Annotated in this window: 8 protein-coding genes; 4 read left to right on the forward strand and 4 right to left on the reverse strand. The window is 37.6% G+C overall.

Features of this window, described 5'->3' with window-relative positions; translation table 11 throughout:
- Window positions 1-113: 113 nt before the first annotated feature.
- From OQX63_RS13120 to OQX63_RS13135, 4 genes are all read left to right on the forward strand, one after another.
- The gene (locus OQX63_RS13120) at window positions 114-1,730 is read left to right on the forward strand and encodes a CTP synthase (RefSeq protein WP_265851317.1); all 1,617 of its coding nucleotides are present in this window, start codon (window positions 114-116) and stop codon (window positions 1,728-1,730) included.
- 21 nt (window positions 1,731-1,751) lie between these two features.
- On the forward strand, window positions 1,752-3,545 hold the full coding sequence (yidC, locus tag OQX63_RS13125) for a membrane protein insertase YidC (protein ID WP_265851318.1): 1,794 nt from the start codon (window positions 1,752-1,754) through the stop codon (window positions 3,543-3,545).
- Between the two features lie 339 nt (window positions 3,546-3,884).
- Entirely contained in the window at window positions 3,885-6,737 is a 2,853-nt protein-coding gene (locus OQX63_RS13130) for a prolyl oligopeptidase family serine peptidase (protein WP_265851319.1), read from the forward strand.
- A 322-nt stretch (window positions 6,738-7,059) separates the two neighbouring features.
- Window positions 7,060-8,331 (forward strand): nucleoside recognition domain-containing protein, encoded by a 1,272-nt coding sequence (locus OQX63_RS13135; protein WP_265851320.1) that lies wholly within the window; start codon window positions 7,060-7,062, stop codon window positions 8,329-8,331.
- A 151-nt stretch (window positions 8,332-8,482) separates the two neighbouring features.
- Here OQX63_RS13135 and OQX63_RS13140 read toward each other — a convergent pair whose 3' ends face one another.
- The 4 genes from OQX63_RS13140 to OQX63_RS13155 all read right to left on the reverse strand — a co-directional run bounded on the left by OQX63_RS13140 (window position 8,483) and on the right by OQX63_RS13155 (window position 14,050).
- Complete coding sequence (locus OQX63_RS13140) at window positions 8,483-9,904, reverse strand: SusD/RagB family nutrient-binding outer membrane lipoprotein (RefSeq protein WP_265851321.1); 1,422 nt, start codon at window positions 9,902-9,904, stop codon at window positions 8,483-8,485.
- 11 nt (window positions 9,905-9,915) lie between these two features.
- Window positions 9,916-13,092, reverse strand: coding sequence for a SusC/RagA family TonB-linked outer membrane protein (locus OQX63_RS13145; protein WP_265851322.1), 3,177 nt, complete (start codon window positions 13,090-13,092; stop codon window positions 9,916-9,918).
- 177 nt (window positions 13,093-13,269) lie between these two features.
- Entirely contained in the window at window positions 13,270-13,446 is a 177-nt protein-coding gene (locus tag OQX63_RS13150; RefSeq protein ID WP_265851323.1) for a hypothetical protein, read from the reverse strand.
- Between the two features lie 163 nt (window positions 13,447-13,609).
- Window positions 13,610-14,050 (reverse strand): PaaI family thioesterase, encoded by a 441-nt coding sequence (locus OQX63_RS13155; protein ID WP_265851324.1) that lies wholly within the window; start codon window positions 14,048-14,050, stop codon window positions 13,610-13,612.
- Window positions 14,051-14,301: the final 251 nt, after the last annotated feature.

Consider the following 14,301-nt stretch of genomic DNA (forward strand, 5'->3'; position numbering starts at 1 on the left):
AAAAATATTCCGTTTCGTATCTGAACGGGCGATAATTTTTCATACCTTTGTATCCCGTACAAAAACAATTAAACAGGCTCAAAAAGCTTGGTTAATATCACAAATAATCAATCATGACAAAGTATATTTTTGTTACGGGCGGTGTTACTTCCTCTTTAGGCAAGGGCATCATTTCCGCATCTTTAGCTAAACTTTTACAGGCACGTGGCTACCGTGTAACCATTCAAAAATTCGATCCGTACATTAATATCGATCCGGGAACATTAAACCCTTACGAGCATGGCGAATGCTTTGTGACTGAAGATGGTGCAGAAACCGACCTGGATCTTGGTCATTACGAGCGTTTTCTTAACGTTCCAACTTCACAAGCAAATAACATTACTACCGGCCGCATTTACCAAAACGTAATTAGCAAAGAACGTAAAGGCGAATATTTAGGTAAAACGGTGCAGGTGGTTCCACATATTACTGATGAGATTAAACGCAACATGCGCATTTTAGGCGAAAGTGGCGAATACGATATTGTGATTACTGAATTGGGTGGTACAGTTGGTGATATTGAGTCTTTACCATTTATTGAAGCTGTTCGCCAGTTTAAATGGGAAGAAGGCAGTACCAATGCCATTGTAATCCACTTAACACTGGTACCTTATTTAGCAGCTGCAGGTGAATTAAAAACCAAACCTACACAACACTCAGTTAAAGCATTATTAGAATACGGTATACAACCAGATATATTGGTTTGCAGAACCGAGCACCACATTAGCGCTGATATCAGAAAAAAAATTGCTTTATTTTGTAACGTTAACATCAATGCCGTAGTCGAATCGATGGATGCATCTACTATTTATGATGTGCCATTGCTGATGTTAAAAGAACAACTGGATAAAACGGTTTTATCGAAATTAAAACTGCCTACCAAAAATGATCCGGATATGGAAAGCTGGAAAGATTTCCTGGGTCGTTTGAAAAATCCAACAGCTGAAGTAAAAATCGGCTTAATTGGTAAATATGTAGAGTTGCCAGATGCTTATAAATCAATTATCGAATCTTTTGTACACGCAGGTTCGAAAAACGAATGTAAAGTTAGGGTAGAATACATTCACTCTGAAGGTATTTTCCCAGATAACGTAAAAGAGAAGTTGAGCCATTTACAAGGTGTTTTAGTTGCGCCAGGCTTTGGTAGCCGTGGTATTGAGGGTAAAATTGATGCCATAAAATACGTTCGTGAAAACAACGTGCCCTTCTTCGGGATCTGCCTGGGTATGCAATGTGCAGTTATTGAGTTCGGCCGCAACGTTTTAGGTTTAAAAGATGCTCATACTACAGAAATAGAAGAAAATTCTGCAAATCCGGTTATCAACATGATGGAAGAACAGAAAAAAATCACCAATAAAGGTGGTACAATGCGTTTAGGTTCTTATCCTTGTGATATTAAAAAAGGCACAAAAGCTTTTTCTATTTATGGCAAATCGCATATCAATGAGCGCCATCGTCACCGTTACGAATTTAATAACGCTTATTTAAAGCAATATGAAGAGGCAGGAATGATTGCTTCAGGTATGAATCCACAGACTAATTTAGTTGAAATTGTAGAGCTTAAAAACCATCCGTTTTTCGTTGGTGGACAGTTTCACCCAGAATTAAAATCAACAGTTGCTAATCCTCACCCACTTTTTGTTAAATTTGTCGCCGCTGCAATGGAGTTTGCAAAAAAGAAAACGAATTAAAAAGCAGTACATACATAAATAATGGATAGAAATACCTTTACAGGACTGTTCCTGATTATGATCATTTTGGCAGGATCATTCTACTTTTTGAAGCCTAATGAGGCAGAGATAAAAAAAGCCAAAGAAACAGAACGTCTAGATTCTTTGAAAAAAGCCGGCATTACACCTGCACAAAAAGATACCACTAAAACGGCAGCAATAGCTAATCCAGCTGTAGATTCTGCAGCCTTAAAAGGTCCTTTTGGTACCGCCATAAGTGGTACAGAAGCTAATACGGTTCTGGGAAACGAGAAGTTATTAATCACTTTAAGCAATAAAGGCGGTAAAATTACCTCGGTTGAGGTTAAAGGACAGAAAACCTTTACTGGTAAACCACTTATTTTATTTAAGGGTAACGAGAATAAATTTGGCTTAAACCTTAATGCTGCTGGCAAAGTAATTAACACGAACGATTTATATTTTACACCGACCAAAACCGGTAATACGGTTACCATGCGTGCCAATTATGGTGCAAATGCTTATGTAGAGTATGTTTACGATTTAAAAGCTGCAAGCAACAAAGTTAATTTCAACATCAATTTAGTTGGCTTACAGCAGGTTATTGCAGGCAATAGCATCGGGTTAAACTGGCAGACGATTTTATTACAACAAGAAAAATCGATTGAAAGCGAACACCGTTACTCTGCACCTTACTACAAATATTTAGATGGCGATGTAAACCATTTAAGTGTTTCTAAAGAGGAAAAAGAAGAATTATCGAAAGGTAAAATCCAATGGTTCTCTTTCAAACAACACTTTTTCTCAGCCTCTTTAATCTCTAAGCAGGCTTTCGAAAAAGGAAGTTTAGAAGTTAAAATCCCAACAGCTCCTGGTGAGGTGAAGTTTTATGATGCCAATATGCAATTGCCATATGCACATACCGCAAACCAGGTTTATGAAATGGAGTTTTATTTTGGTACCAACAAATTCTCTACCTTAAAAGCACAGGGTTATGATTTAGAACAACAGGTTGATATGGGCTACTGGCCCTTAAAATACATTAACCGCTTTATTGTATTACCCGTATTTAATTTCTTAAACAGCTTTGGCTGGAACTACGGTTTAATCATTCTGGTATTAACCATTTTGTTAAAAGTTGCGTTATCGCCACTTACTTACAAATCATACTTGTCAATGGCTAAAATGCGTGTATTGAAACCAGAAATGGATGAGATTAAAGCTAAAGTAGGCGAAGATAACCCAACATTGGTTCAACAGGAGTATTTAAAATTATATAAAAAGGCCGGCGTAAACCCACTTGGTGGGTGTTTGCCAATGGTACTACAATTGCCTTTGGTAATGGCCTTCTTTTTCTTCTTCCCGAACTTATTCGAGTTACGTGGTGAGAGTTTCCTTTGGATGAAAGATTTATCAACCTATGATGAGTTTATCAAATTTGGTGTAAAAATCCCTTTCATTGGCGATCACTTAAGTTTAATGTGTGTATTGATGACCATCTCTACCTTAATTATGACTTATTTCAATAACCAGGTTTCTGGAGCTACCGGGCAGATGAAATACATCGGTTACATTATGCCGATCATTTTCTTAGGGGTATTAAACAGCTATCCTGCCGGATTAAACTATTATTATTTCTTAGCCAACTTAATGACTTTCGGACAGCAGTTCCTGATCCGTAAAATGGTTGACGACGAAAAAATCCATGCTTTAATCCAGCAAAACAAAGCCAGACCAGTTGATGAGAAAAAGAAAAAATCTAAATTCCAACAGCGTTTAGACGATTATATGCGTCAGCAACAACAAGCTAAAAAATAACTTAGCCTTTAATGATATGAAAACCCTCGATTGCTTAAGTAGTCGAGGGTTTTTCGTTTTGACCAAAATCTTTATAATTGTAATAACTGTTTATTTGTGATCTTTGAGGACGCAGACCATGGAGATGGACATATGTGGAGCTAAGAGATTAAAGTGTAAGGCGTTTGGCCTGCTCAGCTTAACTTCGGCCATCCGACCTCTGACTCTCCAGACTAAATCCATTTAACCTCCCCAAAAACACCTTTTAATTGTAATATTTGGTATACAAGTTTCTTAATAAGCTAAAAATTTCCAATTTTAGAAGATTAAAATCTCAACCAACAAACTAATTCATTTAAAATGCAAAAGAGACTAACTGTTATTCTGTTTTTCGTTGTCAGCATTGCCTACGCACAAAAGAAGCCTTTAAATCATTCGGTATATGATACCTGGGAATCAATAGGTACAAAGCAACTATCAAATAATGGTCAATGGGCGATGTACAGCATCTTACAACAAGAAGGTGATGCACAATTATACCTAACGAATATTAAAACAAATAACAAGATTAATATTCCCAGAGGGATGAATGCGCAATTCAGCAACGATTCCAAATTGGCGGCTTTTAACATCCGTCCGCTCAATAAAGATCTGCGCCAGGCTAAAATAAAAAAGAAAAAGCCAGATGAATCACCAAAAGATTCGTTGGGGATTGTCAACCTTACCAGTAATGCGGTTATAAAAGTACCAAGAGTAAAATCTTTTAAGTTCCCGGAAGATGGTGCTGGAGTATTAGCCTATTTAACTGAAAAGCCTGATACCGCAAAAAAAGCAATAAAACCAGCTGAAAAAAAAGATGGTGAAACCGATTTTGCGGATGATGAACCTGCCGGAAAAGCTAAAACAGAAGAAGGAACAGATCTGGTTGTCAAAAATCTGATTACAGGAACAGATAAGACCTATAAATTCGTTACCGATTATTATTTCAGTAAAGATGGCAAACAGTTGGTTTTTGCGTGCAGTGGATCTAAAAAAGACAAAATGGCTCCTCAAGGGGTATTCTTACTCAACACAGAAAAAGGTATCTTAAAAACACTGATTAAAGGCAAGGGAAATTTCAAAAACTTCACTTTTGATGAGGAAAGCGAACATGTGGCCTTTGTTGGCGAACAAAGTCCGGAAAAACAGGAAATAAAAGATTACAATATCTATTATAACTCTTTAACAATTGATACAGCGCAGATCCTGGTTGATTTTGATATGCCAGGGCTACCTGAAAAATGGTCGGTTAATGGTGATGGTAAAATTACTTTTAGTAAAGACGGTAAGAAATTGTTTTTTGGCATATCTCCTATCAAAAAGCCAAAAGACACCACTATTGTAGATTTTGAAGTGGCTAAAGTTGATGTCTGGAATTATAAAGACGATTATTTGCAGCCTATGCAGCTTAAAAATGCAGAAAGAGACAGCAAAAAGAGTTATTTATCGGTAATTGACGTTTACAGTAGCGATCCAAAGGTAATCCCATTAACAGATACCAAATTACCTGATGCCAATATCATCGCTGAAGGTGATGCCGCACAGGTTTTGGCCGCTACTGATTATGGGCGGCGGATAGAATCGCAATGGAGTGGTTCAACTTCAAAAGATTACTACCTGGTTGACACTAAAAATGGCCAGAAGAAGAAAATCATCGAAAACCTTAACGGCTATGCGCTAGCTTCACCAGCAGGAAATTATATCCTTTACTTCGATCGGAAATTGGGCAGTTGGAATACATACCAAATCGCCACGGGAAAAGTTACCGTTTTAACAGCTGGTTTAACTGAAAAATTTGTTGATGAAGAAAATGATGTACCCGATTTACCTTCTGCTTATGGCTTAGCCACCTGGACCGAAGGTGATAAAGCTGTTCTAATCAACGATAAATACGATATCTGGTCGTTCTCACCTGATGGAAAATCGGCACCTAAAAACATCACTGCCGGTTTTGGAAGAGCGAACAACATCACTTTCCGTTACGAAAACGTACAGCCAGACAGAACAGAAAGAAATACCAATAAATTTGTTAAAGCAAACGAGTTGGTTTGGTTATCTGCTTTTAATAATCTTACCAAAGAAAATGGTTTTTACCGCACCAATGTAGGTTCTGCTAAAGCACCTGAGCTGGTTGTAATGGCAAAATTTAAATACGCTAACCTGATAAAAGCTAAAGATGCTGATATTTATATCTATGATAAAGCCAATTATGTAGAATCGCCTAATGTTTATATCACTACCGATTTCAAAACCGAAACCAAATTAAGCAATACCAATCCTCAACAAAAAGATTATAATTGGGGTACAGCAGAATTGGTGAAGTGGACTACGCCAAAAGGTTATAAAGCTGAAGGTATTCTATACAAACCAGAAAATTTCGATCCAAATAAGAAATATCCGATGATTGCTTATTTCTACGAAAAACTAACAGATGGTTTATACACCTACCAGGCGCCTGCTCCTACTCCATCCCGTTTAAATATTTCCTATTTTGTAAGTAATGGCTACCTGGTATTTGCACCAGATATCAAGTATGAAACCGGGCATCCAGGAAAATCAGCAGTAGAATATATCAATTCTGGTGTAGAAAACCTGAAGAAAAATAGTTGGGTAGATGGTAATAAAATTGGTATTCAAGGTCAAAGCTGGGGCGGTTACCAGGTAGCTTACCTCATTACCCAAAATAATATGTATGCTGCTGCCTGGACGGGTGCACCTGTAGTAAACATGACTTCTGCTTATGGTGGTATCCGTTGGGAAACCGGCATGAACCGTCAGTTCCAGTATGAGAAAACACAAAGCCGCATTGGTGCAACACTTTGGGAAAAACCAGAACTGTATATCGAAAACTCTCCGTTATTTATGCTTCCAAAGGTAAATACTCCTGTTGTGATTATGGCTAATGATGCAGATGGAGCTGTGCCTTGGTACCAGGGTATAGAAATGTTTACCGCATTACGCCGTTTAGGTAAACCAGTATGGATGTTAAACTACAATGGTGAAGCGCACAACCTGGTACAACGCCAGAACCGTAAGGATATTCAAATCCGTGAACAACAATTTTTCGATTATTATTTAAAAGGTGCAAAAGCACCAGCCTGGATGACCAGTGGAATTCCGGCTACCGAAAAAGGAAAAACCTGGGGTTTTGAATTAACAGATGATAAACCTTAGTTGGGTTTAGCGGTTAGCGTTATGGGGTTAGCACCGATAATATAAGCGATAGTTCAAAGCTGACAACCAAATTCAAATCCATGGCACAAACAACATGATTGCTTTGTACCATGGATTTTTTTGTTGAGGGGTATGATAAGTCTAGTGTATACTTGTGATCGTCACCCTGATCCGATAACTATCGGATTTATTTCAGGGTCTATTCAGCAAAAAAGATGCTGAAACAAGTTCAGCATGACGATCGTAAATAGAACAATGATTCTTATGAAATTCGGCTTAAAAAAACTATTTTCACGCATAAAAATAAAATTAAACAACCCTAATGGCATTAAGCAGAATCTGGTCGGCATTTATTATTGTGGCTATTGTTGTAGCAAGTATTAAATGTTTCTTTTTCGGACACAGCGATATTTTTAACTGGATGGTGATCGGGAAATCATCCGATCCTTTAAATCCTTTAAAATTAGATGGTATTATAGAAACCTGCTGGATTGCGGTTGACCTTTGCATTAAATTAGTGGGAACATTGGCTTTATTTATGGGTTTAATGAGCATTGCAGAAAAAGCAGGCGGTATCCGTTTATTATCCAGAATTATTGGTCCTTTCTTTTCTAAACTTTTTCCCGAAATTCCGAAAGGACACCCTTCTATGGGGCATATGATCATGAATTTCTCTGCCAATTTATTAGGTTTAGATAATGCGGCCACGCCATTTGGTATCAAAGCGATGGAAAGTTTGCAAGAGTTAAATCCAAATAAAGACGTAGCCAGCAATTCGCAGATTATGTTTTTATGCCTGCATGCGGCTGGTTTATGTTTAATTCCTGTGAGTGTAATTGCCATCAGGTCAACTCAGAATGCGCAAGATCCTACCGATATTTTTATCCCCTGCTTAATCGTCACCTTTGTTGGTACCATGGCGGCCATGCTTATTGTATCTTTTAAACAAAAAATAAATTTACTGCAACCCGTAATTATTACCTGGGTATTAAGTATCTCAGCAGTTATTGGTTTACTGGTTTGGTATGTAAGTAAGTTAAATGCAGAAAGTATAAAATCATTTTCTGGTTTACTAAGCGGTGGAATAATTTTATTGATCTTTTTATTGATCGTATTGGGCGCACTATACAAAAAAATAGATGTTTTTGATGCATTTATTGATGGTGCCAAAGGTGGATTTGAAACTGCTTTAAAAATTATCCCTTATCTGGTTGGTATTTTAGTTGCGGTAAGTATGCTGAGAACAAGCGGCACTTTTGATGTGATCATGAGCGGCATTAAAAACATGTTTGTATTTTTTGGAGCCGATACCAAATTTGTTGATGCATTACCAACAGCCTTAATCAGGCCTTTAAGTGGCGGTGCAGCCCGTGGCATGATGGTGAGCACCATGATTTCTAGCGGTCCAGATTCATTTGCAAGCAAACTTTCCGGGGTTTTTCAAGGCGCTTCTGATACTACTTTTTATGTGGTAGCGGTTTATTTCGGTGCTGTTGGGATAAAAAACACACGTTATGCCATTGGATCGATGTTATTGGCCGATTTAGTTGGTGTTTGTACCGCTATAGCACTTAGTTATATGTTTTTTGGATAGTTTTTTAACCACAGAGGGCACAAAGGGGATAAAAAAAGTTCACTGAGCTGGGTTAAAAGTTAGATGATCATGCAAAGATCCCTTTCAGCATTAAATCTGGCGGGGATCTTTGCGTTTATAGTGCTTTAATTAAACGAGGTTAAACTTTTTCTTAAGGCTTATCCCACCAAACCCGGGTATTTAAATCATCGCCCCCAAGGTAAGGAAAGCCTGCAATCGCCGCTTTATAATTCTCGGTATTGTTAGCCTGTTCCTGAGTAGGATATCCTTCTCTTCTGGGAATAAGTTTGCCGTTATTATTTGGAGGAGGGGCTAAAAAACTAGGGAAACCTGTTCTGCGCCATTCTGCCCAACCTTCGTAACCATGCATAAATAAATGAACCCAGCGCTGATTACCAATCTGTTCTAATGCATTTGCAGGATTATAAATTACACTAGCATTTAACTTGTATGCTGCTAATCCACTGATATCATTATTATTCCATTGACGGATCGATTGTTCAATGGCCAAATCGTAATTGGTTTTTGCAGTCGCATCTCCTCCGCTTATCCACCCCCTCTTTGCAGCTTCTGCTAAAGCAAAAAGGGCCTGTGCATAGGTAACCAGATATACCGGCGAATTCTGCTGACGGATTGCTGTCCCCAATAAAGAATAGTTACCTGGCGTAACTGTAGTAGCTAAACCATAATCTAAACCAACGTAATTTCCCGCGTTATTCTTTGTTGCAAAAACAGGCAACCGTGGATCGTTTAATGGCAACATAAAATCGACAACAGGTTTACTCACTGCAAACCAGTTTCTACCCAATACAGTAAATGAATTATACCAATAATTCTCCTGGGCGGTAACAGCTAAATGAGGATAGGCCAAATTGTCAGTATTTGCCGTGATGATACCATTCGTAAAAGCCTTATTAAATTCGGCGCTTCCTGTGTTTGGGTCAACTTTACTTAAGCGCAGGGCCATTAACAAATGAATCGTATTACCTAAACGTTTCCATTTCGATACATCTCCACCATAAACAATATCATTTTTTAAATTACCATTAACTAATGATGCATTAGCTTCGTCAAGTAAGGTAAAAAGACTGTTGTAGATACTTTGTTGAGTATCGTACTTAGGCGTAAAATTTTCTTTTCCCTTCAAAGCTTCTGTATAGGGTAAGGGTCCCCAGCGATCTGTTGCATGCCATATAAAGTAAGCCTTTAATATTTTAGCTACAGCAATCTGGTTAGCGATTGGCCCTTCACTCGCATCAAGAGCGGTATTGGTAATTACATTCTGTAAATTAATCAATGGCCCCTGGTATAAACCGTAAAAATTAAAATTGGTGGTTACATATCTGGAATTATCAGGAAAAGAGGTATTGGATAAATATTGCGGATAGTGGACACCAAATGGAGACGAACTCAACGTTGGTAAAAATTGCTCTGAATTGGCTATTAACTGTGTGCCCGATGCCTTAGTAGGATTATTTGGATCTGTATTAATGGCACCATTAAATTTGTTGCAACTGCTAAATAAGGTTAAAACCGTTAAGCAGTAATATATAGATTCGTGAATTTTTTTCATGGCTTTAAGATTTAAAATTTAACGTTTAAAGTTAAACCGAAAGAACGTACGGTTTGCAATTCCCCTTTTTCAATCCAGCTAATTGCTGAACTACCTGATGAAAGTTCGGAAGGATCGACACCTTTAGGGGCCCTTTGCCAGATCATTACCGGGTTACGTGCCACAGCAGAAAGTTTAATGGCTTTAAATGGTGTTTTGCTTAGAATTTTAGAATCGAAATTATAGCCTAAACTTAACTCACGGATTTTGATATAAGATGCATCATATATCCATTCATCGTAAAATTTTGTCCCCAGGTTTGTTCTATAATAGGTTCTGGCATCTACGTAGGCCGTAACAGGTTGCCCCGTAACAGAAGATATTCCCGAAACTTTTACACCACCTCCATTTGCAATAGGTTCACGAACATTTACACCTTTATCATTAAGTGCAGCCGTAATTTCCGATTGACCAGATTTCGCCGCCAGCATTTGGCTCCAGCTAAAGAATTTACCGCCACTTTGGAAACTTAGCGCAGCGCCCAGATCGAACTTCCAGATCTTAAAATTATTGGTGATACCGCCCGTATAATTAGGCACCACACTTCCAAAATTTACTCCATTTACAGAAATAGGCATATTATCTGCGCCTAAAAGAATTTCGCCAGTTGCAGGGTCGCGTTTATAACCCGGCCCAACTAAATTTCCGAAAGATTGATTTAGCGAAGAATTTAAAAAAATTGTTTGACTTGAATATACATTCTGATCTAGCTGATAAACATTAATTCCAGGATATAACTCTTTAATCGTATTTCTGTTTTTGGCATAATTCAGGCTGATATCCCAGGTAAATAATTTTGATTTAACCGGTTGGCCAAATAAGGTGAGCTCTAATCCTTTATTCTCAATCAAGCCTGCATTAACCACATAAGTTTCATAGCCACTTGCCCCGGAAACGGATAAATTAATTACCTGGTTTTTATTTCGCTGTTGGTATAAGGTAAAATCGATTCCAACCCTGTTATTTAAAAACCTTAAATCTACACCAGCCTCATAAGAATTTGCAAAGGAAGGTTTAAGATCGGGATTTTTTAAAATATCAGGTACTGTTAAAGAACTGATGGTTCCGCTTGTAGCAGGATATGGGCTACCAAAAGCATAGGTAATAGCGGTTTGAAAAGGATCGAAATCAGAACCGGCTATGGCATAACTTGCACGCAATTTACCATATGTTAGTAATTTTGATTTGATGAGGTTACTAAACAAAAAGCTTCCTGAAACAGATGGATACCAATAAGAATTATTAGCCGTAGGTAAAGCTGATGAGATATCATTACGGATAGAGGCATCCAGAAAATAAGTATCTTTAAAACCAAAGGAACCCATTGCATATATACTTCTCACCTGCTTTTGGCGTAGATATGAACTGCTGTTTGGCCGATCTACAGAAGCAGCGATGGTGTAAGTATTTGGACTAGACAAACCACCTACAGTACTTTGTGATGTTTGCGTAAACTTAGTAGTATACAGGTTGGCTCCGGCATTTACATTGATCGAAAAATCATCAATATTTTTATTGAACTGTGCCAAAAACTCGTAATTATTATCTATTCCATCTGCTTTGGTTATGGCATAATTATCTAAATTACGGCCACCGAGAGGCTCTTTATGCGTGATATTCTGACTAAACATATCAGAACGAACAAAACCACTGATTCTTAATTCAGGCAATACCTGGTAACTTATGTTTACATCACCAAATAAACGGTTGCGGTCATCATTATTCAATACTTCATAGGCATCAAAAAATGGGTTGTTCCAATCACTGGGTTTATTATTGGTAATCACTCCGGCTGTATTTGGATTTACGTTCCAGTTTAAAATGGTGCCATCGGCATAGCGGTAATTTCTAAGGGTATTAATATCTAAATTACGCTGAAACCATTGTACAGCCCCGGTAAAAGAGCCCTGATAACCTTGGGTAGGTCTTTGTCCAGAATTATTAGCATAATTTACATTTGCACCTACAGTAAGCTTTTTAGTTAAATCAAAAGTGGTACTTAAGCTTAAGTTATTTCTTTTTAACCAGGTATTTGGAATGGTACCTTTTGTATAAGCATTGGTGTAGCCAATTTTGAAAGTAGAATTTTCTGAACCACCGGTAAGAAATATACCATTATTTATGTTTTGGCCTGTTTCAAAAAAGTCTTTAATGTTATTGGGTTGTGGTTCAAACGGACTTAATTGTCCATATGTTGGATCTTGCGGATAAAAGCTATTAATTTTTCTGATCGGGGTACCATCCATTTTTGGTCCCCAGCTTTCGTCATTTCCATTTACATAATTTTGTCCATTGGTAAGTTTAGAAAAAACCTGACTGTTTCCTACTCCATAAATATTCTGTAAGGGTAAAAAATTGCCAATTTTATCTATAGTGTAGGCAGAACTGACATCAATCTGCATTTTAGCACCCTTGCCTCCTTTTTTAGTGGTAATTAACAGCACACCATATTGCCCTCTTATACCATATAGTGCAGACGCAGCTGGTCCTTTTAAAACACTGATCGATTCGATATCATCAGGGTTAACATCCTGAGAAGTATTCCCATAATCTACACCATTTTCGCTACCACTAAAATTATTCTGTGTAATGGGTGTGCCATCAATCACGATTAAGGGAGAACCACCGCCAGTTAAGGAATTTACACTTCGGATCTTAATTTTTTGTGTTCCGCCTAAATTTGCACCTGACGAGCCAGTTACCTGAACACCAGCTACTTTACCCGCCAATGAGCCGATAACATTGGTTTCTTTGGTCATGGTTAATGCACCCCCATCAATCTTTTGGGTTGCATAACCAATCGACTTTTCAGATCGTTTAATACCTAAAGCCGTAACCACTACATCAGAAAGATCTTTAGCATCGCTTAAAAGTTGAACATCAACACGTGTCCGTTCACCCACAACTACCTCTCGGGTTACAAAACCAATGGACTTAAAAATGAGTGTGGCATTATTTGATGCAACGGTAATACTATACGTGCCATCGCCAGTGGTAGAAGACCCTGTTGTACTGCCCTTAACCAGTACACTTACTCCCGGAATACCAACATTGCTACCATCAGTTACTTTGCCTTTTACAGTTATTTGGGCATAAGAAACGACATAAGATGTTAAAATCCCTAATAATATTAGTAATTTTTTGTTCATAATGAAAGATTTAGGTAATTGATTAGTTAAGTTGTTGTTAAAATACACAATTTAACCCAGCAAAATCCATTATGAAATTGATTGAGGAAAATATAGAAAATAGAAATAGGGCCTAAAAAACAAAATCCTGTAAATTATTTACAGGATTTTATGCTTCAATATTTTTATGATGCGTTACTAGCAGGAGGTTTGAGGAGATATTCTATTGATGATTTCATCAATTGCGTCAGGATCGATTACGGCATTTTTAGAAGCACACCATTTTTCTGTCTTATTATCTAACCAGATACAGAAAGAGTGGTAACCATCTAAAACTACAGCATAGGTTTCATGAAAATCATCTTGAATACGCATGCAAAATCCCTTAAAAATTTTGCCTCTCACGTCAAATTGCAGGGTGGAATAATTTTCTAACATGGCTCATTATATTTTAGGTTAATTTACAACAAAATATAAATGAGAATGTTTCGTTACTTTTAAGGAATTAACAATTTATTCTTAAGCGTTGTGAATTAAATTAACCTATGTTTAACATGTTCGAATAACCTTTAGCAATCAAGCGGTTTTTCGATGGCAAAGATATTTCACATTGCAAATTTAAAATCGTGCGGCCTCTTTTCACAATCGAGGTTTCTGCAACAACTTCATCGCCCTCATTTGCCGGAGCAAAATAATCGATATAATTATTTACGGTGGTATACCTTTCATTTAATCCCATCGTAAAAACCGTCGCACCAATCAGATCATCAATAATGCCTGCTGTTACGCCGCCATGCAAAATCTGATACGGATTGGTCATTTCTTTACGGATAGTGTAGTGGCACACCAAGATACCATGCTCTGCTTTAATTAAAACCGGCGCCAGCCAGTTCATAAAGTTAGAGGGCGAATCAGTAATTACCTTACCAATTGATTGTCTTAAAAAATGAAGTCGCTGCTCGCTCAAAGAGGCTTCCATAGCTATAAGTGTATAATAATTGATGCTTTAGGTAAAGATAGGAAAAATGAGGCACAGTCGCTAGAATGAAGGGTTAATAACCTTTATGTGATTATTTACATGAGCAAATACTTTTTACACATTCGGAGCGCAGGGCTTTGTTTCTAAACCCGATTAAGCGAAATAGCCCGGAGCGTAGCGAGGACTATTAGCGAAAGCGGGACCAATGTATGCTCATTCCCCAAAAACCTTCATCTTTAAATTACGAATAC

The sequence above is a fragment of the Pedobacter sp. PF22-3 genome, assembly GCF_026239555.1.
Classification (GTDB): Bacteria; Bacteroidota; Bacteroidia; order Sphingobacteriales; family Sphingobacteriaceae; genus Pedobacter.

What these genes read in the sequence shown, in the direction of transcription:
- OQX63_RS13140 (WP_265851321.1), bottom strand. Translation starts at nt 9,904, where the DNA reads ATGAAAAAAATTCACGAATCTATATATTACTGCTTAACGGTTTTAACC.
- OQX63_RS13120 (WP_265851317.1), top strand. Translation starts at nt 114, where the DNA reads ATGACAAAGTATATTTTTGTTACGGGCGGTGTTACTTCCTCTTTAGGC.
- OQX63_RS13145 (WP_265851322.1), bottom strand. Translation starts at nt 13,092, where the DNA reads ATGAACAAAAAATTACTAATATTATTAGGGATTTTAACATCTTATGTC.
- yidC (WP_265851318.1), top strand. Translation starts at nt 1,752, where the DNA reads ATGGATAGAAATACCTTTACAGGACTGTTCCTGATTATGATCATTTTG.
- OQX63_RS13150 (WP_265851323.1), bottom strand. Translation starts at nt 13,446, where the DNA reads ATGCGTATTCAAGATGATTTTCATGAAACCTATGCTGTAGTTTTAGAT.
- OQX63_RS13155 (WP_265851324.1), bottom strand. Translation starts at nt 14,050, where the DNA reads ATGGAAGCCTCTTTGAGCGAGCAGCGACTTCATTTTTTAAGACAATCA.
- OQX63_RS13130 (WP_265851319.1), top strand. Translation starts at nt 3,885, where the DNA reads ATGCAAAAGAGACTAACTGTTATTCTGTTTTTCGTTGTCAGCATTGCC.
- OQX63_RS13135 (WP_265851320.1), top strand. Translation starts at nt 7,060, where the DNA reads ATGGCATTAAGCAGAATCTGGTCGGCATTTATTATTGTGGCTATTGTT.